At 63.8% G+C, this 22529-nt stretch carries 18 protein-coding genes and 1 pseudogene; 7 read left to right on the top strand and 12 right to left on the bottom strand.

Going from position 1 to position 22529, the window contains the following annotated elements; translation table 11 throughout:
- Positions 1–9 precede the first annotated feature (9 nt).
- Genes ACLGL5_RS06200 through ACLGL5_RS06210 form a run of 3 tightly spaced genes read right to left on the bottom strand, consistent with a single transcriptional unit; the run spans position 10 to position 3593 of the window.
- Complete coding sequence (locus ACLGL5_RS06200; RefSeq protein ID WP_069090572.1) at positions 10–1326, bottom strand: dihydrolipoamide acetyltransferase family protein; 1317 nt, start codon at positions 1324–1326, stop codon at positions 10–12.
- Positions 1327–1343: 17 nt separating this feature from the next.
- Complete coding sequence (locus tag ACLGL5_RS06205; protein WP_019862166.1) at positions 1344–2357, bottom strand: alpha-ketoacid dehydrogenase subunit beta; 1014 nt, start codon at positions 2355–2357, stop codon at positions 1344–1346.
- Positions 2358–2360: 3 nt separating this feature from the next.
- Complete coding sequence (locus tag ACLGL5_RS06210; protein ID WP_069090573.1) at positions 2361–3593, bottom strand: 3-methyl-2-oxobutanoate dehydrogenase (2-methylpropanoyl-transferring) subunit alpha; 1233 nt, start codon at positions 3591–3593, stop codon at positions 2361–2363.
- Positions 3594–4123: 530 nt separating this feature from the next.
- Between ACLGL5_RS06210 and ACLGL5_RS06215 the strand changes: the two are divergent.
- Together ACLGL5_RS06215 and holA are read left to right on the top strand one after the other, a co-directional pair.
- A pseudogene (locus tag ACLGL5_RS06215) lies at positions 4124–5059 on the top strand (IS110 family transposase).
- Positions 5060–5180: 121 nt separating this feature from the next.
- A complete protein-coding gene (gene holA / locus ACLGL5_RS06220; RefSeq protein ID WP_069090574.1) occupies positions 5181–6224 on the top strand; it encodes a DNA polymerase III subunit delta in 1044 nt (347 codons plus the stop codon).
- A 33-nt stretch (positions 6225–6257) separates the two neighbouring features.
- Here holA and ACLGL5_RS06225 read toward each other — a convergent pair whose 3' ends face one another.
- The 6 genes from ACLGL5_RS06225 to mnmE form a co-directional block, all read right to left on the bottom strand.
- Positions 6258–6881 carry a DUF1326 domain-containing protein gene (locus tag ACLGL5_RS06225; RefSeq protein ID WP_027047564.1) on the bottom strand — a complete coding sequence of 208 codons (624 nt, stop codon included), beginning with the start codon at positions 6879–6881 and terminating at the stop codon, positions 6258–6260.
- A 485-nt stretch (positions 6882–7366) separates the two neighbouring features.
- A complete protein-coding gene (locus ACLGL5_RS06230; protein WP_069090575.1) occupies positions 7367–8254 on the bottom strand; it encodes a ParB/RepB/Spo0J family partition protein in 888 nt (295 codons plus the stop codon).
- Between the two features lie 81 nt (positions 8255–8335).
- On the bottom strand, positions 8336–9133 hold the full coding sequence (locus ACLGL5_RS06235) for a ParA family protein (RefSeq protein WP_019862172.1): 798 nt from the start codon (positions 9131–9133) through the stop codon (positions 8336–8338).
- 55 nt (positions 9134–9188) lie between these two features.
- Positions 9189–9821 (bottom strand): 16S rRNA (guanine(527)-N(7))-methyltransferase RsmG, encoded by a 633-nt coding sequence (rsmG, locus tag ACLGL5_RS06240; RefSeq protein WP_019862173.1) that lies wholly within the window; start codon positions 9819–9821, stop codon positions 9189–9191.
- Positions 9818–11707 (bottom strand): tRNA uridine-5-carboxymethylaminomethyl(34) synthesis enzyme MnmG, encoded by a 1890-nt coding sequence (gene mnmG / locus ACLGL5_RS06245; protein ID WP_069090576.1) that lies wholly within the window; start codon positions 11705–11707, stop codon positions 9818–9820. The genes rsmG and mnmG overlap by 4 nt, the downstream gene beginning before the upstream one ends.
- Before the next feature lie 453 nt (positions 11708–12160).
- A complete protein-coding gene (mnmE, locus tag ACLGL5_RS06250; RefSeq protein WP_069090577.1) occupies positions 12161–13492 on the bottom strand; it encodes a tRNA uridine-5-carboxymethylaminomethyl(34) synthesis GTPase MnmE in 1332 nt (443 codons plus the stop codon).
- 57 nt (positions 13493–13549) lie between these two features.
- On the opposite strand from mnmE, the gene ACLGL5_RS06255 reads away from it, so the two are divergent.
- Positions 13550–15568: a thioredoxin domain-containing protein gene (locus tag ACLGL5_RS06255; protein WP_069090578.1), complete on the top strand. Its 2019-nt coding sequence runs from the start codon at positions 13550–13552 to the stop codon at positions 15566–15568.
- Positions 15569–15904: 336 nt separating this feature from the next.
- Here the strand turns inward: ACLGL5_RS06255 and rho are convergent, their stop codons facing one another.
- The 3 genes from rho to hemE all read right to left on the bottom strand — a co-directional run bounded on the left by rho (position 15905) and on the right by hemE (position 18902).
- Positions 15905–17170: a transcription termination factor Rho gene (gene rho, locus ACLGL5_RS06260; protein WP_019862177.1), complete on the bottom strand. Its 1266-nt coding sequence runs from the start codon at positions 17168–17170 to the stop codon at positions 15905–15907.
- Between the two features lie 164 nt (positions 17171–17334).
- Positions 17335–17871 carry a protoporphyrinogen oxidase HemJ gene (hemJ, locus tag ACLGL5_RS06265; RefSeq protein ID WP_069090579.1) on the bottom strand — a complete coding sequence of 179 codons (537 nt, stop codon included), beginning with the start codon at positions 17869–17871 and terminating at the stop codon, positions 17335–17337.
- On the bottom strand, positions 17871–18902 hold the full coding sequence (hemE, locus tag ACLGL5_RS06270; RefSeq protein ID WP_069090580.1) for a uroporphyrinogen decarboxylase: 1032 nt from the start codon (positions 18900–18902) through the stop codon (positions 17871–17873). Before hemE ends, hemJ begins: the two co-directional genes overlap by 1 nt.
- Positions 18903–19213: 311 nt before the next feature.
- Between hemE and ACLGL5_RS06275 the strand changes: the two genes are divergently transcribed.
- The 4 genes from ACLGL5_RS06275 (at position 19214) to coaE (ending at position 22433) form a co-directional block, all read left to right on the top strand.
- Positions 19214–20128 (top strand): pyruvate, water dikinase regulatory protein, encoded by a 915-nt coding sequence (locus ACLGL5_RS06275; RefSeq protein ID WP_494372887.1) that lies wholly within the window; start codon positions 19214–19216, stop codon positions 20126–20128.
- 280 nt (positions 20129–20408) lie between these two features.
- The gene (locus ACLGL5_RS06280) at positions 20409–21008 is read left to right on the top strand and encodes a Maf-like protein (protein WP_069090581.1); all 600 of its coding nucleotides are present in this window, start codon (positions 20409–20411) and stop codon (positions 21006–21008) included.
- On the top strand, positions 21001–21843 hold the full coding sequence (locus ACLGL5_RS06285) for a shikimate dehydrogenase (protein ID WP_069090582.1): 843 nt from the start codon (positions 21001–21003) through the stop codon (positions 21841–21843). Before ACLGL5_RS06280 ends, ACLGL5_RS06285 begins: the two co-directional genes overlap by 8 nt.
- A complete protein-coding gene (gene coaE, locus ACLGL5_RS06290; protein ID WP_069090583.1) occupies positions 21840–22433 on the top strand; it encodes a dephospho-CoA kinase in 594 nt (197 codons plus the stop codon). Before ACLGL5_RS06285 ends, coaE begins: the two co-directional genes overlap by 4 nt.
- The last annotated feature ends 96 nt before the right edge of the window (positions 22434–22529 follow it).

The raw sequence follows: 22529 nt of genomic DNA on the forward strand, positions 1-22529 counted from the left end.
CTGCATCCCTCAATCCACAAAGATCAGCGCCGGCGTTTCCAGCAGCGCCTTGATGCGCTGCACGAACACCGCCGCGACCCAGCCGTCGATTACCCGGTGGTCGAAGCTGGACGACAGGTTCATCATCTTGCGCGGGATGAACTGCGTGCCGTCCCACACCGGCCGCACCATCATCTTGTTGACGCCGATGATCGCCACTTCCGGATGGTTGATGACCGGCGTCGTCGCAATGCCGCCCATGGCGCCGAGCGAGGTGATGGTGATGGTCGAGCCGGACAGCTCGTCACGGGTCGCCGTGCCTGACTTGGCCGCCTCGGCCAGCCTGTTGACCTCGGCGCCGCAATCCCAGATGTCGCGCGCCTCGGCGTGTTTGACGACAGGCACCACCAGCCCGGACGGCGTCTGCGCGGCGATGCCGATATGGATGCCGCCATGCTGGTGGATGATGCCGGCCTCGTCGTCGAACAGCGAATTGAGCTGGGGCTGGTCGGCGATCGCCTTGACCATCGCCCGCATCAGGAACGGCAGCAATGTCAGCTTCGGCCTGTCCGCCCGCTTCTCCTTGTTGAGCGCGGCGCGCAAGTCCTCGAGTGCAGTGACGTCGATCTCCTCGACATAGGTGATGTGTGGGATGCGCGATTTGGACAGCGTCATCTTCTCGGCGATCTTGCGCCGCAAGCCCACCACCTTGATGTCCTCGACGGCATCGTTGCGCGCCAGGCCCGATGCCTTGGCGACCTGCGGCCCGCGCGCCAGGAACGCCTCGATATCCTCATGGCCGATGCGCCCAGCCGGGCCGCTTCCCGTGACTTGCCTGAGATCGATGCCAGCCTCCTTCGCGCGCAGCCGCACGGCGGGCGACGCCAACGGCTTTTCACCCTCCGGGCGCGGCCCGCCGGGGACGGACCTCTGCTCGGAGCTTTTCGCAACGGCCGGAGCGGGTTTCGCCTCCAGGGCGCCGGCCTTTGGCGGGGTCTTCGCGACCGGCGCGGCGGTCTCCGGCTTCGGCGTCGGCAGCTTGGCCGGCGGCTCGGCGGCCACCGCCTCGGCCTTGGCATCGCCCTGCGGCTTTACATTGCCCTCGCCCGCCACTTTCAGCCGCACGATGGGCGAGCCGATCGCCACCGTGTCGCCGATCTCGGCGCCCAGCCACAGGATCTCGCCATCGACGGGGGAAGGGATCTCGACCGTCGCCTTGTCGGTCATGACGGCGGCAAGCACGGTGTCCTCGCGCACCATGTCGCCGACCTTGACGTGCCATTCGACGAGCTCGGCCTCGGCAACGCCTTCGCCGACGTCGGGAAGCTTGATGATGTGTTCGCCCATGTCAGGCCTCCCCCACTCTAGGCTTCCAATGTTTCGATCAGCGCGCGGCCGACCCGGGCGGGACCGGGGAAATAATCCCATTCCTGCGCGTGCGGATAGGGCGTGTCCCAGCCGGCGACCCGCGCCACCGGCGCCTCCAGATGGTAGAAGCAGTTTTCCTGCACCAGCGCCGACAGCTCGGCGCCGAAGCCGGAGGTCAGCGTCGCCTCATGCACGATGACGCAGCGCCCGGTCTTCTTGACCGAGGCGACGATGGCATCGAGGTCGAGCGGCAAAAGCGTTCTCAGATCGATGATCTCGGCGTCGATGCCGGTCTCCTCGGCCGCGGCCTGCGCGACATAGACCATGGTGCCGTAGGCGAGCACGGTGACATCAGAGCCGGCCCGGCGGATCGCCGCCTTGCCGAGCGGCACGGTGTAGTGACCGTCGGCGACCTCGCCGAGCTCATGCTTCGACCACGGCGTCACCGGCCGGTCGTGATGGCCGTCGAAGGGGCCGTTGTAGAGCCGCTTCGGCTCGAGGAAAATCACCGGATCGGGATCCTCGATTGCCGCGATCAGCAGCCCCTTGGCGTCATGCGGGTTGGACGGCACGACAGTCTTCAGCCCGGACACATGGGTGAACAAGGCTTCCGGGGACTGGCTGTGCGTCTGGCCGCCAAAAATGCCGCCGCCGGTCGGCATGCGAACCACGATCGGGCAGGTGAAATCGCCGTTTGAACGGTAGCGCAGCCGTGCCGCTTCCTGGGTTAGCTGGTCGTAGGCCGGATACATGTAGTCGGCAAACTGAATTTCCACGCAGGGCTTCAGCCCGTAGGCGGCCATGCCGATGGCCGAGCCGACAATGCCGGATTCGTTGATCGGCGCGTCGAAGCAGCGGCTCTTGCCGTATTTGGCCTGCAGGCCCTGCGTGCAGCGGAAGACGCCGCCGAAGAAGCCGACATCCTCGCCGAACACGACGACCTTGTCGTCGCGCCCCATCGACACATCCATGGCGTCGCGAATGGCCTCGATCATGGTCCGTCTCGGCATGGCTCAGACTCCCGCCTGCTGGCGCTGGCGCCGCAGATGCGGCGGCATCTCGGCATAGAGGCCCTCGAACATGTCGCGCGTCGACGGCTTGCCGCCGGCATGCAGCGTGCCGTGGCTTTCCGCCTCCTTCTGCGCCGCGATCACCGTGTCGAGGATTTCGGCCTCGGCCTGCGCGTGGCGTTCGTCCGACCAGGCGCCGAGCCCGATCAGATGGTTCTTCAGCCGCACGATCGGATCGCCGAGCGGCCAGGCGTCGGATTCGGTCTTCGGCCGGTAGGCCGACGGATCGTCCGAACTGGAATGGGCGCCGGCGCGGTAGGTGACATATTCGACCAGCGTCGGCCCGAGATTCTTCCGCGCCCGCTCGGCCGCCCATTTGGCCACCGCATGGACGGCGAGATAGTCGTTGCCGTCGACACGCAGCGACGGGATGCCGAAACCGAGGCCCCGGGCCGCGAAGGTGCCGGAGCCGCCGCGCGCTATGCCCTGGAAGGTCGAGATCGCCCACTGGTTGTTGACGACATTGAGCACCACCGGCGCCTTGTAGGTGGAGGCGAACACCAGCGCGGAGTGGAAATCGGATTCCGCCGTCGAGCCGTCGCCGATCCAGGCCGCCGCGATCTTGGAATCGTTCGAGATCGCCGAGGCCATCGCCCAGCCGACCGCCTGGATGTACTGCGTCGCCAGATTGCCGGAGATGGAGAAGAAGCCGTGCTCCTTCGACGAATACATGATCGGCAGCTGCCGGCCCTTCAGCGGGTCGGCCTCGTTGGAATAGATCTGGTTCATCATCGTGACCATCGGATAGCCGTCGGCGATGAGCAGGCCGGCCTGCCGATAGGTCGGAAAATTCATGTCGCCTGGACTAAGCGCCTTGCGGAAGGCGCAGCTCACCGCCTCTTCGCCGAGATGCTGCATGTAGAAGGAGGTCTTGCCCTGGCGCTGCGCCATCTGCATGCGGGCGTCGAAGGTCCGGAGCGTCATCATATGGCGCAGGCCTTCCAGCAGTTCTTCATTGGACAGCAGCCCGGCCCACGGGCCGACGGCTTCGCCATCGCGGTTCAGCACGCGGATGATCGAAAAGGCCATGTCGCGGATGGTGCGCGGATCGACATCGATGTCGGGGCGCGGCACCGAGCCGGCCGCGGCGATGGTCACGTTGGAGAAATCAGGCGTGCCGCCCGGCCGCACTTCCGGCTCCGGCACGTGGAAATGCAACATCCCAGCATCGGCCATGACCTTCGTCCTCCAATGTTGCCTGGCGCCGATATTTGCACATCCGCGCGTCCAGTGCGAATTCGCCGAAGGTCGTCGGACCGGCCGCGCCGGCCGATCCAGCCTCCCCTACGCCAAGATGAAGATATGTCCGCGAAATTTCTTGTCGATGTTTCACGGCGGCGCGCAATTTGGCGCAAGCTTGGGCAGGGGTTGTCGGAAGATAAGGCGATTGAGCGGCGGACCATCGCGCGGTCTTCCTTCTCCCCTTGTGGGAGAAGGTGGATCGGCGCGCAGCGCCGAGACGGATGAGGGTGTTCCATCGGAGTGCGGCGTTAGCGTTCCCTGGAACACCCCTTGTATCTGCACGGAGGAGACTTTGTGCGATGGAAGCGACTGAGCCTCGAACCGGACGGCCATCCGATTCGAGGCTTGGCGAAGTCGCCCGACACCCCTGCGGCTACAACCGTGGATGAGCCTGGGATCTTCGTCTTCGTCACGCACGACCGAATAGTCGCTTGGCTCCAATCGCACGCACAAGGCAGGTTACCGTGAACACGACCCTCTGTGGAATAGATATTTCGAAAGACTGGCTCGACGCCCATATCGAGCCGATGGGAGCGGCAAACCGCTTCGCCAACGATGCGGCAGGCATCGCCGATCTGGCCGCCTGGTGTCAGAACCATGATGTCGAACTCGTCATCATGGAGGCCAGTGGCGGCTACGAACGGCTGGCCTTCCTGCTCTTGTGGGAGATGGGCCAACCCTGCGGCATGGCCAACGCGAGGAGCGTTCGCTACTTCGCCGAGGCAATGGGTTTCCTGGAGAAGACCGACAGAATCGATGCCGCCGTGATTGCCCGTTATGGTGCCGTCAAGCGGCTCAAGCCGACGCCGCCGCCGAGCGCGGCCCAGCAGCGGCTCAAGGCGCTGGTTGCGCGGCTTTCCCAGGTGGGAGGAGATCTCACCATTCAAAAGCAGCGCAAGAGCACCGCCGACGCCGAAACTATCGCCAGCCTCGATGAAGTGATCGCGCTGCTTGCGCGCCAGAGCCGCAGGCTCGAAGGTGAGATCGCCACGCTCATCGATGACGATCCGCTGTGAGCATGCCTCGACCGAGCCTTCCGCTCGCTCAAGGGTGTTGCCTCTCGCACCGTGGCGCGGCTGATGGCGCAGTTGCCGGAGATCGGCATCCTCTCCAACAAGGCCATCGCCAAGTTGGCCGGCCTGGCGCCGATCGCCAATGACAGTGGCAAGCGCAGCGGTCGAAGACCAGTGCGCGGCGGTCGGGCAGGGCCGCGCGGCGTCCTCTTTCTCGTTGCCAGCATCGTTGCCAAATATGATCCGCATCTGGCAGCTTTCAAGCAACGGTTGCAGACTGCCGGAAAGGAGAAAATGGTCATCCGCATTGCGCTCGCCCGCAAGCTGCTCGTCATTCTCAATGCAAAAGCACGCGACGCGCGTAACGAATTCGCAAATGCAACTTGACACCTCAGATAGTCGCTCATCCGTCGCCTTCGGCGACACCTTCTCCCACAAGGGGAGAAGGAAAAGAGCGTCGGTGCCGATCGCCATTCACCCCAACCCCACATCATGCTAACCACCCACCATGGCACAGAAGAAAGCTTTCGAGGTCGATTCCTGGCTCGCGCGGCCTGACGCGCGCATCTCCATCGTCCTGCTCTACGGCCCCGATCGCGGCCTCGTCTCCGAGCGTGCTAAAGCCTTTGCCGAAAAGACCGGCCTGCCGCTCGACGATCCCTTTTCCGTGGTCCGGCTCGAGGGCTCGGAGGTCGATCGCGACGAGGGCCGGCTGCTGGACGAGGCCCGCACCGTGCCGATGTTTTCCGACCGCCGGCTGCTCTGGGTGCGCAATGCCACCGGCCAGAAGGCGCTGGCCGAGGACGTCAAGGCGCTGACGGCGGAGCCCGCGCGCGATGCCATCATCCTGATCGAGGCCGGCGACCTCAAGAAGGGCGTCGGCTTGCGCGCCGTGGTCGAGAGCGCCGACAACGCCATGGCGTTGCCTTGCTACGCCGACGAGGCCCGCGACATCGACACCGTCATCGACGACGAATTGCGCAAGGCCGGCATGTCGATGACGCTGGAAGCCAGACAAGCGCTGCGCCGCAATCTCGGCGGCGACAGGCTCGCTTCGCGCGGCGAGATCGAAAAGCTCATCCTCTACGCCCATGGCCAGAAGGAGATCGGCCTGGACGATGTCAGGGCGATGTCGGGCGACGTGTCCGGCGCCTCGTTCGACGATGCCGTCGACGCGCTGCTCGAAGGCAAGATCGGCGACTTCGACACCGCCTTCACCCGCCACTGCCAGTCCGGCGGCCCGCCCTTCCTGGTGTTGTCCTCGGCGATGCGCCAGCTGCAGCAGATTCAAATCATGCGCGGCCAGATGGACTCGGCCGGGCGCAATGCCGCATCGGTCGTCGCCGGCGCCCGCCCGCCGGTTTTCTTTTCGCGGCGCAAGCTGGTGGAGAAAGCGCTGGAGCGCTGGAGCAGCGATGCGCTGAGCCGCGCACTGACCCGGCTGCAGACTGCCGTGCTGCAGACCCGCAAACGGCCCGATCTGTCGGAAGCGCTGGCGCGCCAAGCGCTGCTCGGCATTGCGGTGGAAAGCGCCAGGCTGGGGCAGCGTTAGGCGAGCGATCCTCCCGTACTATGCGGCCAACAGCTACTCGCCGGACCAGTTGATTGGGGCGTAATGTCCGTTTTGCCCGGAATTGTCCCAGCTCATGCCATGGTCGCTGAACGTACTGCTTTGCGCCCCCATCGCCATGCCGAGCCAGTCGGGATTGACAGGATGGCCGGTGGCCGCCCACATCTGCCCGTCCTCGCGCATTGTCGGCAGCGGCTCGACCGCCAGCTGCATGACGCCGGCAATCGCCACCGACCGCTTCTTGCCGTCTATGCGGTAGTCTATCGGCACCTTCTTGGCGCCGAGGTTCGTGCCGATCATGGGTGCCAACACCGCCATGGGGCCGCCCGCGGCGCCAGTGAAGATGGCACCCAGCGCCTCTGTCTGCCTGTCATCGGCCCGTTCGTCGATATAGGCCGCGGCCGTCCAATTGCCGTCTGCCATCGGACCCGGCGTGTGAGCAACCAGTGCCACACTGAGCCCATCCAATCGAACGTCGCCGTAATTGCCCGTATCGACATGAAAGACCAGGCCGACGTCGCAAACGCCTTTCGTCGGCCTCGATGTCAGCTGCGCCTTGGTGGACAGCAGGCAAGGACACACGACATCGCAGCTGCAATTTTCGAAGTAACTTCCGGACAATTGCCAACGGACTGCCATTTGCACCTCCCATGCGTCAGGCGCGTCGGCATATTCTTTTGGCGAGGCGGTGCCATTTCACAACGACTGCAGGAATGGCAAATGGCCCTCGCCGCGACCGGCACGCCAGGGCAATTAATTTAAGCCATGTCTAATATAAATTACGCCGTTGCCGGGCACTGTCAAGCAGAGTGCTAGACTGGAGCTGCGGTCGGCGATTGGCCGATCTCCCCCCGCGTGGGGGAGATGGCTGGCCAGAGGGGGGCGCTGGCCCGCCGACCTCTCGATCGATCGTGATGCGAGTTCTCGGCCAGCCGCAGATGACAGAGGCAGCGCCCAACGGCGCCCCCTCTGCCCTACCGGGCATCTCCCCCACGAGGGGGGATCGGCGGTTTCGCCGATTTCGACAATCACCAGCGCCGCAAAAAGAAAGGGCTGACCCAACGGCCAGCCCTCCTTTTCTCTACGTCAAATCAAGCTTCCGCTTAATACAATTCGCCGGCTAACTACCGTTCCTGCTTCAATCTCCGGCACAGCTCATCCAGCTGCTCCAGCGAGCGATAGGACACCCGCAGCTCGCCGCCCTTGCCCTTGTGATCGATGGCCACGATCATGCCGAGCGTGTCGGTCATCAGCTTTTCCAGTGCCAGCGTGTCGGTATCCTTTTCCGGCGCGGCTTGCGGCTGCTTCGGTTTGGCCGGCGTGGGGCCGGCCGGCATCTGCGCCAGCGCTTCGGCTTGGCGCACGGAAAGCCCTTCCTCGACGATGCGCTTGGCAAGGCCGGCCGGATCCTCCGCCGTCACCAGCGTACGGGCATGGCCGGCCGACAGCGCGCCGTCGACCAGCATGTCGCGGATCACATCCGGCAGCTTCAGCAGCCTGAGCGTGTTGGCGACATGGCTGCGGCTCTTGCCGATGACATTGCCGAGATCGGCCTGGGTGTAGCCGTGCTCGTCGATCAGCTGCTGGTAGCCCAGCGCTTCCTCGACGGCGTTGAGGTCGGTGCGCTGAACGTTCTCGATGATCGCCAGCTCGAGCGCGGTGCGGTCGTTGACCTCGCGGATGATGACCGGGATCTCGGTCAGCCCGGCGCGCTGCGCCGCCCGCCAGCGCCGCTCGCCGGCGATGATCTCGTAGCGGCCCGCCTGCGTCGGCGACGGCCGCGCCACCACCGGCTGCACCACGCCATGTTCGCGGATCGACTGGGCGAGATCGGTCAGTTCGGCGTCGCCAAAATGCCGGCGCGGGTTCTTCGGGTTGGGGCTCACGAACTCGATCGGCACCTTGCCGTCGGCGCTCATGCCGGGCTTTTCCGGCGCCGCCGGGCGATCGATCTCGCCGATCAGTGCCGCCAGGCCACGGCCCAGTCTTTTCCTCGAAAGGTCTTCGCTCATGTCAATTCCAGGTCTATCTTGGATAATCGTCTTTGGATCGTTTCGGTATCGAATCGGCTGTTAATTCTGCATCCGATCCAATCAAGCGGCGCGCAATTTACGCTCGCGGCGGATCACTTCCGAGGCCAGTTGCAGATAGGCCTGGCTGCCAGAGCACTTCAAATCGTAAAGGATTGCCGGCTTGCCGTAGGACGGCGCCTCCGACACCCGCACATTGCGCGGAATGATGGTCTCGTAGACCTTGTCGCCCATATGCTGGCGCACATCCTGCACCACCTGGTTGGCGAGATTGTTGCGGCCGTCATACATGGTCAGCACGATGCCCTGGATGGTGAGGTCCGGATTGATCGACCGGCGCACCTGCTCGACGGTTTCCAGCAATTGGCTGAGACCTTCGAGCGCGAAGAACTCGCATTGCAACGGCACCAGCACCGAATCGGCCGCCGCCATCGAATTCAACGTCAGAAGGTTGAGCGACGGCGGGCAGTCGATCAGCACATAGCCGAAGCCGGCCGAACGCGCCGAGGCGGCACGCAAGGCGTTGCGCAGCCGCAGCACCCGGTCGGGCGCCGAGGCGATCTCCATTTCGATGCCGAGCAGGTCGAGCGTCGACGGCACGATCGACAGGCCGGGCACGGCTGTCGGAATGGCCGCGGCTTCCAGTTCCAGCTCGCCGGTCAGCACGTCGTAGGACGAGACCGTGCGGTCCTTGCGGTCGATGCCGAGGCCGGTGCTGGCATTGCCTTGCGGGTCGAGGTCGACGATCAGCACCTTTTCGCCGATCGCGGCCAGAGCGGTGGCCAGATTGATGGCGGTGGTGGTCTTGCCGACACCGCCCTTCTGGTTGGCTACGGTGATGATTCGGGGGCCGTTCTTCATGGGTTTATGCCAGAAATTCATTTTTGGGTCGCCAAATAGCCCGACAAGTCGAAGATCAGACGGGTCGCAGGTTTGACAGTTCCAGGATCACGCCTTGGGGGTCCGTCACACTGGCATGTTCTACCAGATCGAAGGCCCATCGGTTAACGCTTTCTTGCACTTCGGCGCGATAATCCCGGCCTTTGTGGAACAGCCCGCGTGCGCCCGACATCAGCCACGGCGCCGACAGGTCGAGCAGGACCGAAAGCGAGGCCAGAGCCCGCGCCGTGACGATTTGCGGTTGCGAAACAAGCGCATGGCTGTCCTCAATCCGGCGCGCGACAACCCGCGCCGGCAGGTTGAACTGGCCGATCACGGTCTGCAGGAACGAAGCCTTTTTGCGGTTGCTCTCCACCAGATCGATGCTGGCCCCATCGCGCTCGGCGAGCAGGAAAGCCATGACCAGGCCCGGAAATCCACCGCCCGAACCGATATCGACCCAGCGCGCGGCAGTGGGCTCTATGCGCGCCAGCTGCGCGCTGTCGAGGATGTGGCGCTGCCAGACATCGCCCGCGGTCGACTGCGCCACCAGATTGATGCTGCGATTCCATTTCTGGAACATCGCTTCGAACGCCACCAGGCGATCGAATGTTTCACGTGAAACCGGGCCCGCCGCGTCCTGCAGGCTCTTCCAAGAGAAAGAGCTCACGCAACAATCCTTTGATCGCCCTGGGGCCTCTGCACACTCTCATGGTGCCGAACATGTGCGACAATGATCGCCAGCGCCGCCGGCGTCATGCCCTCCATGCGTTGCGCGTCGGCGATGGACCGCGGCCGCCGCGCCTGCATCTTCTGCTTCAATTCGTTGGACAGGCCGGGCACGCCGGCGAAATCCACCGTCTCGGGGATCAGCCGGCTCTCCTCGTGGCGGATCTGCGCGACATCGCTCCTCTGCCGGTCGAGATAGACAGAATATTTCGCTTCCGTTTCGAGACGCTCGGCGGTCTTGGCGTCGATCGCCGCAAATTTCGGCTCGACCCTGGCCAGCCAGGCAACATCCACGTCGGGATAGGCCAGCAGCTCATAACCCGACCGGCGCACGCCGTCCCGGTTGATCTCCAGCCCATGCCGCGCCGCCTCATTCGGAGTCATCGCCACCGACCTGGCCAATTCGCGCGCCGCGTCGAGCCGCTGCATGACATCACCGTAGCGCTGCATGCGTTGCGCCGAGGCGATCCCCAGCTTTTCGGCGAGCGGCGTCAGCCGCTCATCGGCATTGTCGGCGCGCAGCGACAGCCGGAATTCGGCCCGCGATGTGAACATGCGGTAGGGTTCGCTGATGCCGCGGCTGGTCAGATCGTCGACCATCACGCCGATATAGGCCTCGGTGCGGCTGAGCACGATCTGTTCGCCGCCCGACGCCCGTCGTGCCGCGTTGAGGCCAGCAAGCAGGCCTTGCCCGGCCGCCTCTTCATAACCGGTCGTGCCGTTGATCTGCCCAGCGAGAAAGAGGCCGGCAACGCGCTTGGTCTCCAGCGTCTGCTGCAGCTCGCGCGGATCGACGTGATCATATTCAATGGCATAGCCAGGCTGCAGCATGACTGCACGCTCCAGCCCCGGAATGGTCTTGAGGATCTCGAGCTGCACATCCTGCGGCAGCGAGGTCGAAATCCCATTGGGATAGACGGTGTCGTCGTCGAGCCCTTCCGGCTCCAGAAAGATCTGGTGGCCGTCCCGGTCGCCGAACTTGACGATCTTGTCCTCGATCGACGGGCAATAGCGCGGGCCTACGCCTTCAATCGAGCCGGAATACATGGCGGAGCGGCCAAGATTGGCACGGATCAGCTCATGCGTGGCTGATGTCGTGCGGGTGATGCCGCACTCGATCTGCGGTGTCTCGATTCGATCGGTCATCAGCGAGAACGGCACAGGATCGTCATCCGCCGCCTGGCTTTCCAGCGACACCCAGTCGATGGTCCTTCCGTCCAGCCGTGGCGGTGTGCCGGTCTTCAGGCGGCCGAGCTTGAAGCCGGCGCGGTCCATCGTCGCCGACAGCCCAAGGCTCGCCTGCTCATTCATGCGGCCGGCGACGATCTTCTTCTCGCCAATATGAATAAGGCCGCGCAGGAAGGTGCCTGTCGTCAGCACCACGGCGCCGCAGGCAAGCCTGCGGCCGTCGGCGAGCAGAACAGCGGCGATCCGTCCGTCGTTGATCTCGAAATCCAGCACCTCGCCCTCGACCACGTCGAGATCGTTCTGCTGCCGAATCGCTTCCTGCATGGCAAGGCGATAGAGCTTTCTGTCCGCCTGTGTGCGCGGGCCGCGCACCGCCGGACCCTTGCGCCGGTTGAGCAGGCGGAACTGGATGCCGGCGGCATCCGCCACCCGGCCCATCAGCCCGTCCATCGCGTCGATCTCGCGGACCAGATGGCCCTTGCCGAGCCCGCCGATCGCGGGATTGCAAGACATCACGCCGATTGTGTCGAAGCGCAGCGTCACCAGCGCGGTTTTCGCGCCGGCGCGCGCGGCTGCACTGGCCGCCTCGCACCCCGCATGGCCGCCACCCACCACAACCACATCATAGTGACCGGTCATTTCAAATCCTGGACTCAAGAAGATTGAGGGACACATGTCCCCGCGGGGCCAAGCTGTCAAGAAAACTTCGCGACAAGTTTCACGTGAAACAGGGGCGATGCAGCGCGGCGACGGTACTGCGCCAATCGGTACGGCTAATCAGTCCTGGAAGGCGCCCGCCCCTCATTGTCCTGCCGGACATTTCTCCCCGCATAGTAACGGGGAGAAAGTAGCTGGCCGCAACACCGGCACCCTTCTTGGGACGTCGGCGATTGGCAAAACCATTTCTGCGAGCGCCCTGTCCCCGTCACTATACGGGGAGAGGATGCCGGCAGGCAGGTGAGGTGGCAGCGCCACCATCCGCCACTATCTCGCAAATTGCCCCCGCACCTGCTTCATAGGACACGGCATATTCTGGATCGCTGTGTTTCACGTGAGTCACGGAAAGCAATACGCCGCATAGTTTCACGTGAATCATTTCCCGATGCAGAACTGCGAAAAGATCACATCCAACAGATCTTCGACATCGATCGCGCCGACAATTCGGCCCAACCTATCCGCCGCCAGCCGCAGCTCCTCGGCCCGCAGTTCCTGGCCGCTGGTGTGCTCATCGATCGCGCGAAGCAAATGGCGATTCGCCTCACCGAGCAGTTCAACATGGCGCAGGCGGGACGGCAGGATATCGCCGACGTCGCCAGCCGCGTCCGCCGCGCAACGGCCGATTTCGGCGAGCAGCGCCTCCACACCAGTGCCATTCATAACTGAAATGACGAAGTCGTATCTGCCAGCCGCATCACCCGCCGCCTGCCCATCCAGCAGGTCCAGCTTGGTGCCGACGCGCAACAGAGGTGCCGTAGACTCGACCGCGCCGATGGCCCTGGGAGCCAAAATGTCCTCCAGCAGCAGCAAGAGATCGGCACGATCGGCCTTGGCCCGCGCCTTCTCGATGCCGATCGCCTCGACCTTGCCCGGTGCGTCGCGCAAGCCGGCCGTATCCGTCAGCCTGACGCGAAGGCCGCCGAGATCCAGCGTCACCTCGAGCAGGTCGCGGGTCGTGCCGGGCTCATCCGTTACAATAGCTGCATCGCGCCGCGCCAAGGCGTTGAACAGACTCGACTTGCCGGCATTAGGCGCGCCCAGAATCACCACCTCAAAACCGTCGCGAATGATTTCGGCAGCGTGAAATCCGGCGATGTGGCGATCGATTTCGCCGATCATGGCCCGGACCTCCGACCAGACCGTATCCGAAACGGATCCCGGCACATCATCCTCATCGGCAAAGTCGATCTCCGCCTCGATCATCGCCCGCGCATGGACCAGCCGGCGGCGCCAGCTTAGATAGAGCTCGCTCTGGACACCCTCGGCATTCTGGACCGCGAAACGTCGCTGCGCCTCGGTCTCGGCATTGACCAGGTCCGCGAGCGCCTCCGCCTCGACGAGGTCGACCTTGCCGTTAAGAAAGGCGCGACGCGTGAATTCGCCGGGTTCGGCGAGCCTGACGCCGTCAAAGCTGGCGATGATCTCCAACATCCGCGTCACGACGGCGCGACCGCCATGGACATGAAATTCCGCGACGTCCTCCCCGGTAAAGCTCGCCGGACCGGGAAAGAAGATGACCAACCCGCTGTCGAGCACGGTTCCATCCGGCGCTCTGAACCTGCGCAGAACCGCCGCCCGGTCCTTAACCATGCCACCGGCAATCGTTTCGACTACGAATCGAGTCTGCGGACCGGAGATACGCAGCACGGCGACACCGGCCGGAAGCCGACCGCTCGACAGCGCAACGATCGAATCGCCTGAAATCATTTGCCCGCTCTGTTGAACCGCCCTAGCCTCGCGCCTTCAAACAACCCGAGTGCCCATGTGACATTGCCCGCGCAAAACCTGCTTGCCGAAGAGGCCAGCCCCTATCTGCAGCAGCACAGCGCCAATCCCGTCCATTGGCGGGCCTGGTCGCCGGCATCGCTCGAAGAAGCAAGGACGCTCGATCGCCCGATCCTGCTCTCCGTCGGCTATGCCGCCTGCCACTGGTGCCATGTCATGGCGCATGAAAGCTTCGAGAATGACGGCGTCGCCGCCGTCATGAACCGTCTGTTCGTCAATATCAAGGTCGACCGCGAGGAGCGTCCCGACATCGACCAGATCTACATGGCCGCGCTGTCCTCGATGGGCGAGCAAGGCGGCTGGCCGCTGACCATGTTCCTGACGCCGGAAGGCAAGCCATTCTGGGGCGGCACCTATTTTCCGCGCGAGGCGCGCTATGGCCGCCCGGGCTTCATCCAGGTCATGGAAGCGGTCGACAAGGCCTGGCGCGAGAAGCGCGACAGCCTGCACCAGAGCGCCGACGGGCTGACCTCCCATGTCGAGGCGCGGCTTTCCGGCACGCATGGCAAGCAGAGCCTCGACCGCGGCACGCTCACCGACTTCGCCGGCCGCATCGACGGCATGATCGACCGCGAGCTTGGCGGCCTGCGCGGCGCGCCGAAATTCCCCAACGCGCCATTCATGCTCACCCTGTGGCTGTCCTGGCTGCGCGATGGCAACGCCGCGCATCGCGATGACGTGCTGGTCAGCCTGGAACGGATTCTGGCCGGCGGCATCTATGACCATATTGGTGGCGGGCTCAGCCGCTACTCCACCGATGCGGAATGGCTGGTGCCGCATTTCGAAAAGATGCTGTACGACAATGCGGAGCTGATCCGCTTCTGCAACTGGGCGTTTTCGGCAAGCGGCAATCATTTGTTCCGGATACGAATCGAAGAGACCGTCGACTGGCTGCTGCGTGAAATGCGCGTCGAAGGCGGCGCCTTCGCCGCCAGTCTCGATGCGGACAGCGATGGCGAGGAAGGGCTGTTCTACACCTGGAGCCGGGAAGAGATAGAAGCCGTCCTTGGTGACGATTCAGCCTTATTTTTCAAGTACTTCACGATTTCCAGCCCGCATGGCTGGGAAGGCAAGCCTATCGTCCACCATTCCAGCGCCCAGCAAGCCCAAAGCGTCGCCGATCGCGAAAAACTCATTCCGCTCAAAGCCAGGCTTCTCGCCGTGCGGGAGGAACGCGTCCGGCCAGGCCTAGATGCCAAGACCCTCACGGACTGGAACGGCCTGATGATTGCGGCACTCGCCGAGGCCGGTCGCTCGCTGGGCCGGCCCGACTGGATCGAGGCCGCGGCCAAGGCCTTTGCCCATATCTCCGGCGCCAGCCGCTACGGCCGCTTGCCGCATTCCATGCTTGGCGCCAGGAAACTGTTTCCCGCTCTGTCGAGCGACTATGCCGCCATGGCCAATGCGGGGATTTCGCTGTTCGAGGCGTCTGGCCATTGGAGCTACGTCGACCGGGCGAAACAGTTCATCGAGCAGCTCGACCATTGGCATGCCGACGAAGCCGGCACAGGTTATTATCTGACCGCCTGGGACAGCACCGACGTGCCGATCCGCATCAGGGGCGATGTCGACGAGGCGATTTCGTCAGCCACCAGTCAAATCATCGCGGCACTTGTGCGGCTCGCCTCCGTGACCGGCGATCTCGATCTCGGGGGCAAAGCCTGGAAGATCGCAGAGCACGCCGCCGGCCGCGCAACGCAACAGGCCTATGGCCAGGCCGGCATCGTCAATGCCTGCGCGCTTGCCATCGAGCCTTTGAAACTGGTCATCGTCGACAATCCAGAAGATCCAAAGCTTGTTCCGGTCGCGAATCGATGCCCCGACCCGCGCCGCGTCGACATCATTGCCGCGATTGGTTCGGAAACGAATCGACCCTCGCTGCCGGGCGGGATTCTGCCGCCGACCGACAGGCCGGGTGCCTGGCTTTGTACAGGGCAGGTTTGTTTGCCGGTGGTGACAAGTGCTGAGGAGTTGGAGCGGTTGTTGAGCCGTCGATAGGCGGAGCCGGAGACCTAGCTGACTGCTCCGTGCCCCCAAATTTCAACGTCAGCGCTGCCCCTCACCTGCCTGCCGGCATCCTCTCCCCGTAAACGGGGCGAGGGACGCTGTTGTCGCTGCTTTCGCCAATTGTCAGCGCTCCGGAGGAAGGCGCCGGCGCTGGTTCCAGCCTCTTTCTCCCCGTTTACGGGGAGAAATGCCCGGCAGGGCAATGAGGGGCGGCGCCGACTTATGCGATTTGCCGCGAGGCCCGCCGACCTAACCCAGCAAAGAAAAACCCCATCCCAGTTTCCTGGAATGGGGCTCGATACAGGTCCGGAAGCTTCGGACCGGCCCTTACGTATTCATCGAATCGAAGAAATCCGCATTGGTCTTGGTCTGCTTCAGCTTGTCGATGAGGAACTCGATCGCGTCGGTGGTTCCCATCGGCGCCAGGATGCGGCGCAGCACGAAGATCTTCTGCAGGTCCTGACGCGGCACCAGCAGGTCTTCCTTGCGGGTACCGGACTTCAGGATGTCCATGGCCGGATAGATGCGCTTGTCGGCGACCTTGCGGTCGAGCACGATTTCCGAATTGCCGGTGCCCTTGAACTCTTCGAAGATGACTTCGTCCATGCGGCTGCCGGTATCGATCAGCGCGGTGGCGATGATGGTCAGCGAACCGCCTTCCTCGATGTTACGGGCGGCGCCGAAGAAGCGCTTCGGGCGCTGCAGCGCGTTGGCGTCGACACCGCCGGTCAGCACCTTGCCGGATGACGGCACGACGGTGTTGTAGGCGCGACCGAGGCGGGTGATGGAATCGAGCAGGATGACGACGTCGCGGCCATGTTCGACCAGGCGCTTGGCCTTTTCGATCACCATTTCGGCGACCTGGACGTGGCGCACCGCCGGTTCGTCGAAGGTCGAGGAGACGACCTCGCCCTTCACCGAGCGCTGCATGTCGGTCACTTCTTCCGGCCGCTCGTCGATCAGAAGCACGATCAGATAGCATTCCGGGTGATTGGTGGTGATGGAATGGGCGATGTTCTGCAGCAGCACCGTCTTGCCGGTGCGCGGCTGCGCGACGATCAAAGCGCGCTGGCCCTTGCCGAGCGGCGCCACCAGGTCGATGACGCGCGGCGAGATGTCCTTGGAGGTCGGAACCTCCATTTCCATCTTCAGCCGCGAGGTCGGATAGAGCGGCGTCAGATTGTCGAAGTGGATCTTGTGGCGGATCTTTTCGGGATCGTCGAAATTGATGGTGTTGACCTTGAGCAGCGCGAAATAGCGCTCGCCCTCTTTCGGGCTGCGGATCGGTCCTTCGACCGTGTCGCCGGTCTTCAGCGAAAAGCGCCGGATCTGCGACGGCGAGATGTAGATGTCGTCGGGACCTGGCAGATAGTTGGCGTTGGCCGAGCGCAGGAAGCCGAACCCGTCCTGAAGCACTTCGACCACGCCGTCGCCGATGATCTCGACGTCCTGGGCGGCCAGCTTCTTCAGGATCGCGAACATCAGCTCCTGTTTGCGCATGACGCTGGCGTTCTCGACCTCGAGCGATTCGGCATAAGCGATCAGCTCTGGCGGCTTCTTGTTCTTGAATTCGGTAAGTTTCATTTCTTGCATAGACGGACTCTGGGTGAGCTTTGGGAGAAAAATATCGGCGGGATGCGACAAATGCCGGGCGCGGCCGAAAACAATGAGGGGCGGCGCATGACGGGAAGGAAGACCCGTCTTTTATCGTCGGTCGGATGAAAGAGCAAGCCGCGTTTTAAACGGCCTGATCGGCCTCAGAACGGCTTGACGACAACCAGGATCACGATGGCGATCATCAGCAATGTGGGGATCTCATTGACGATCCGCCAGTGCCTCGCCGGTTTTTCGTTGCGATCCTCGGCGAATTTGCGCACCGCGCCGGCCAGATAGCCGTGAACGGCGGACATCAACAACACCAAACCGATCTTGGCGTGCAGCCAGCCGCCCTGGAATCCGAAGACTTTCCAGGCGAGCCACAGGCCGAACACCCAGGTGACGATCATCGCCGGATTGATGATGCCGCGCAGCAGGCGCCGCTCCATCACCTTGAAGGTCTCCGACTGCACCGAGCCCTTCTCGGCATCGACGTGGTAGACGAACAGCCGCGGCAGATAGAGCATGCCGGCCATCCACGAAATGACGGCAAGGATATGGATCGCCTTTGCCCAGGGATAGAAACTTTCGGGCGCGACGAAAAACAGAAGCGCCGTCAGCACGATCAGCACAGCGATGCTGACGACCATGCGCATCATCGCCTGTCCGGTGCTGTTGGTGTTGTTCATCTCAGCCATCAGCGTGTCGCGCTCCTCACCTGCTTCACCATCGCCTCGACATGTGCGATCGGCGTTTCCGGCGTGATGCCGTGGCCGAGATTGAAGATCAGCGGCCCGTCTCCCAGCGCCTTCAGGATCGCCTCAACGCCATCCGACAGCGCCTTGCCGCCGGCCACGAGCCTCAAGGGATCGAGATTGCCCTGGACCGCACCCGAACGCTGCAGATCCTTCGCCGCCGCCAGCGGCACCGTCCAGTCGATCCCCAGCCCCGTCACGCCGGTCTTCTGGCGATAGGTCCGGTAGCGCGCGCCGGCGCCCTTGGGAAAACCGATGATCGGCACATCGGGATGAACGGCGCGAACCTGGCGAACCATCTCGGCCACCGGCCAAACGCAAAACTGGTCGAACGTCGCATCGTCGAGCACGCCGGACCAGGAATCGAAAATCTGCACCACATCCGCGCCGGCTTCGATCTGCCGGATCAGATAGGCCGCCGACTGGTCGGCAAGCACCTTCAGGAGATGTTGAAACGCCGCCGGCTCGCGATAGGCAAACAGCCGTGCCGGCGCCTGATCGGGCGTTCCATGGCCGGCGATCATATAGGTCGCCACCGTCCAGGGCGCGCCGCAGAAGCCGATCAGCGTGGTCTCGTCAGGCAGTTTTGCCCGCAACCGGCGAACCGTCTCGTAGACCGGTTCGAGATTCACGTGAAACACATCGCTTTCCAGAGCCATGATCTCGGCCACGGAGATCGGCGTCAAAAGCGGGCCTCTTCCCTCTTCGAAGCGAACGTCGCGGCCGAGCGCATGCGGAACGACAAGGATGTCGGAGAACAGGATCGAGGCGTCGAAGCCGAAGCGCTCTATCGGCTGCAAGGTCACTTCCACCGCAAGGTCGGGATCGTAGCAGAGATCGAGGAACGAACCTGCGCGCCTGCGTGTTTCACGATATTCCGGCAGATAGCGTCCGGCCTGACGCATCATCCAGAGCGGAGGCGGAAAGTGCGCCTCACCCTTCAGGACGTCCAGCATGATCCGGCTTTTGGGCATTGAGCGCTTACCCTCTCCCAGCCTTCCTATAATCAAAGATTCTTATATCTAAGATTCTTCTGATTCTAAGAGTCTGTTGGTTGTGGTGGTTGTCACCTGTCCCGCTTCGCCAGCCAAAAAGCCAGCAAGCATATTGTCGCGCGCTTCCCTCTCCCGGCTGCAGGGTTCTGGGGATAGTCAGGAATCCGTCATCGGAGTCAAAGCTTTAGCAAACCGAGGAAGAATCCCGCCCTGTGGACGGCTGAAAGGCAAAGGCGGCCGTCCCCAGACTTGTCCCCAGCCGCCCGACCAAGCTGACAGCACAGCGAATTGTGGACAAACTGCCATCTGATACAGTCGCCTCCGAACGGCGCCTCTTTCTGTCCCGCTTTATCCACATCCGCCCACAGCCCCAGGTGATCCCTGTGAACAAACCCCAGAGCTTCTTTCACCTGCACCTGATTTCCGACGCGACCGGCGAAACGCTGCTCGCCGCCGGGCGGGCGGCTTCGGCGCAATACAAGGATGCACGGGCGATCGAGCACATCTACCCGCTCATCCGTACCGAAAAGCAGGTGGCCAAGGTGTTCGAGGACATAGAGGAGGAGCCGGGCATCATCCTCTATACGGTCGTCGACCAGAAGCTGGCGCGCGGCATTGACGAACGCTGCGCCACAATGGGCCTGCCCTGCGTGTCGGTGCTGGAGCCGGTGCTCACCGTCTTCCAGTCCTATCTCGGCACGCCGGCCGGCCGCCGTGTCGGCGCCCAGCACGTTCTCGACGCCGAATATTTCCGCCGCATCGATGCGCTGAACTTCACCATGGACCATGATGACGGCCAGCTGCCGGCGAATATGGACGATGCCGATGTCGTGCTGATCGGCATTTCGCGGACGTCGAAGACGCCGACCAGCATCTATCTCGCCAATCGCGGCATCAAGACCGCCAACATCCCGATCGTGCTCGGCGTGCCGGTGCCCGAAAGCCTGGTCAGCGCCTCCAAGCCGCTGATCGTCGGGCTGATCGCCACCGCCGAGCGCATCTCGCATGTCCGCCAGAACCGCATCCTCGGCAACAGCAGTTCCTATGTGCCGACCGACTATGTCGACCGCGCCGCCATCAACGAGGAGCTCGCCTATGCCCGCCAGATCTGCACGCGCCATGGCTGGCCGATGATCGACGTCAGCCGCCGCTCGATCGAGGAAACGGCGGCGGCGATCGTTGCCCTGCGGGGGAAGAACAGATAATTGAACGAGGAGTGCGTTTTCCGAGACCTCTTAGCGGAAACTCGGCGCCGCCCCTCACCTGCCTGCCGGCATCCTCTCCCCGGTATAGTGACGGGGACAGGGGCGCTGTCGTAGAAGGTTTCGCCAATCACCAGCGTAGCCGAAGAAGAGCGCCTGCGCTGAAGCTGCCCCTTTCTTTCTCCCCGTCTCTATATGTCCGGCAGGGCAGGTGAGGGGGGCGCCAACGTTGCAGATTGAAGCTCATATCCCAACCGCGCCTGTACCTGCGCCTGAGTGAAAAATGACCGAAAAAATCATCCTCGCCTCCGGCAGTCCGTTCCGCAAGGCGATGCTTCTCAATGCCGGGCTCGATGTCGAGGCCGTGCCGGCCGATGTCGATGAGCGCGCGCTCGAGGCGCCGCTGCAGGATAGCGGCGTTTCGCCCGAGGATGTCGCCCTGGTTCTGGCCGAGGCCAAGGCCACCGAGGTCAGCGAACGCCGGCCCGGCGCGCTGGTGCTCGGCTGCGACCAGACTTTGTCTTTGGGTGACGAAGTGTTCCACAAGCCGGCCGACATGGAAGGCGCGCGCCGCCATCTCCTGGCGTTGTCGGGCAAGACCCACCAGCTCAACAGCGCCGCCGTTCTGGTGCGCGACGGCAAGGTGCTATGGCGCCATGTCGGCATCGCCGGCATGACCATGCGCAAGCTCGACCCCGGCTTCATCGGCCGCCATCTCGCCCGTGTCGGCCCCAGGGCGCTGGCCAGCGTCGGCGCCTACCAGGTCGAGGGCGAAGGCATCCAGCTCTTCGAGAAGATCGAGGGCGATCATTTTACGATTGTCGGCCTGCCGCTTTTGCCGCTGCTGGCCGAACTGCGCACGCTGGGGGCCATCGATGGCTGAGGCAACGAAGAAGGCTTTTGTCACCGGCCATCCGATCAAGCACTCGCGCTCGCCGAAGATCCATGGCCACTGGCTGGCCCAGCACGGCATCGACGGCAGTTATGAGGCGATCGACGTGGCGCCGCAGGATTTTGCCGAATTCATCGCGGCTTTGCGGGCAAACGGGTTTCGCGGCGGCAATGTCACCATTCCGCACAAGGAAGCCGCTTTCGCTCTTGTCCACCGCCGCGACCAGGCGGCCGAGGAGATCGGCGCCGTCAACACGCTGTGGTTCGAGGACGGTCTCCTGTGGGGCGGCAACACCGACGGCCACGGCTTTGCCGCCAACCTCGATGATTACGCGCCGGGCTGGGCGAACACCGGCCCCGCGGTCGTGCTCGGCGCCGGCGGCGCGTCCCGCGCCGTCATCCAGGCACTGAAGCAGCGTGGCGTCGGCGATATCAGAATCGTCAACCGCACGCTCGCCCGGGCGCAGGAATTGCGGGATCGTTTCGGCGCCGGCGTTTCGGCGCATGGCACGGCGGAGACCCACGAATTGCTGGCCGACGCCGGCCTGCTGGTCAACACCACGGCACTCGGCATGGTCGGCAATGAAGGCCTCGCCGCCGATCCGGCCTTGCTGCCGGACCACGCCATCGTCACCGACCTTGTCTATGTGCCGCTCGAAACCCCCCTGCTCGCCGCCGCGCGCGCCAGGGGGCTGAAGACGGTCGACGGCCTCGGCATGCTGCTCAACCAGGCCGTGCCCGGCTTCGAACATTGGTTCGGCATCAGGCCGCAGGTCACGGCGGAGCTTCGCGCACTCATCGTTGCCGATCTGGTGCCGAAACCATGATCGTGCTCGGCCTCACCGGCTCGATCGGCATGGGCAAGTCGACGACGGCGAAAATGTTCGCCGAGGCGGGCGTGCCGGTCCATGATTCCGACGAGGCGGTGCATCGCCTCTATTCCGGTGCGGCGGCGCCTTTGGTCGAGGCCGCTTTTCCCGGAACGGTTGTCGATGGTGTGGTCGATCGCGCAAAACTTAGCGCGCGCGTGCTTGGCGATGCCGCCGCGCTGAAGCGGCTGGAAGCGATCATCCATCCGCTGGTGCGCGCCGATGCCGACGCCTTCTTGGCCATGCATCGTAACGCCGGCGAATCGATCGCCGTGCTCGATATTCCGCTGCTCTTCGAAACCGGCGGCCGTGGCCGCGTCGACAAGGTCGTCGTCGTCACGGCGCCCACCGAAATCCAGCGCCAGCGCGTGCTGGCCCGGCCGGGCATGACGGAAGAAAAACTGGCGGCGATCCTGGCCAAGCAGGTGCCGGATGCGGAGAAGCGCAGGCTGGCGGATTTCGTCATCGACACCGGCCAAGGATTGGAGGCGGCGCGTGCCGCCGTTGCCGCCATTATCGCCGAGCTCTCCGGGGGGTCTGGTCGCTGACGCTTTCCTTCTCCCACAAGGGGAGAAGAGAAAACAGGCATTGCCATTGCCATTTTGTTCCGCTGTATGATTCTGCTTGCTTAGAACGGACTGATT

It is taken from the genome of Mesorhizobium sp. U510 (genome assembly GCF_059180695.1).

What these genes read in the sequence shown, in the direction of transcription:
- ACLGL5_RS06200 (WP_069090572.1), bottom strand. Translation starts at nt 1,326, where the DNA reads ATGGGCGAACACATCATCAAGCTTCCCGACGTCGGCGAAGGCGTTGCC.
- ACLGL5_RS06280 (WP_069090581.1), top strand. Translation starts at nt 20,409, where the DNA reads ATGACCGAAAAAATCATCCTCGCCTCCGGCAGTCCGTTCCGCAAGGCG.
- ACLGL5_RS06210 (WP_069090573.1), bottom strand. Translation starts at nt 3,593, where the DNA reads ATGGCCGATGCTGGGATGTTGCATTTCCACGTGCCGGAGCCGGAAGTG.
- ACLGL5_RS06205 (WP_019862166.1), bottom strand. Translation starts at nt 2,357, where the DNA reads ATGCCGAGACGGACCATGATCGAGGCCATTCGCGACGCCATGGATGTG.
- holA (WP_069090574.1), top strand. Translation starts at nt 5,181, where the DNA reads ATGGCACAGAAGAAAGCTTTCGAGGTCGATTCCTGGCTCGCGCGGCCT.
- mnmG (WP_069090576.1), bottom strand. Translation starts at nt 11,707, where the DNA reads ATGACCGGTCACTATGATGTGGTTGTGGTGGGTGGCGGCCATGCGGGG.
- coaE (WP_069090583.1), top strand. Translation starts at nt 21,840, where the DNA reads ATGATCGTGCTCGGCCTCACCGGCTCGATCGGCATGGGCAAGTCGACG.
- ACLGL5_RS06230 (WP_069090575.1), bottom strand. Translation starts at nt 8,254, where the DNA reads ATGAGCGAAGACCTTTCGAGGAAAAGACTGGGCCGTGGCCTGGCGGCA.
- ACLGL5_RS06225 (WP_027047564.1), bottom strand. Translation starts at nt 6,881, where the DNA reads ATGGCAGTCCGTTGGCAATTGTCCGGAAGTTACTTCGAAAATTGCAGC.
- mnmE (WP_069090577.1), bottom strand. Translation starts at nt 13,492, where the DNA reads ATGATTTCAGGCGATTCGATCGTTGCGCTGTCGAGCGGTCGGCTTCCG.
- ACLGL5_RS06285 (WP_069090582.1), top strand. Translation starts at nt 21,001, where the DNA reads ATGGCTGAGGCAACGAAGAAGGCTTTTGTCACCGGCCATCCGATCAAG.
- hemJ (WP_069090579.1), bottom strand. Translation starts at nt 17,871, where the DNA reads ATGGCTGAGATGAACAACACCAACAGCACCGGACAGGCGATGATGCGC.
- hemE (WP_069090580.1), bottom strand. Translation starts at nt 18,902, where the DNA reads ATGCCCAAAAGCCGGATCATGCTGGACGTCCTGAAGGGTGAGGCGCAC.
- rho (WP_019862177.1), bottom strand. Translation starts at nt 17,170, where the DNA reads ATGCAAGAAATGAAACTTACCGAATTCAAGAACAAGAAGCCGCCAGAG.
- ACLGL5_RS06235 (WP_019862172.1), bottom strand. Translation starts at nt 9,133, where the DNA reads ATGAAGAACGGCCCCCGAATCATCACCGTAGCCAACCAGAAGGGCGGT.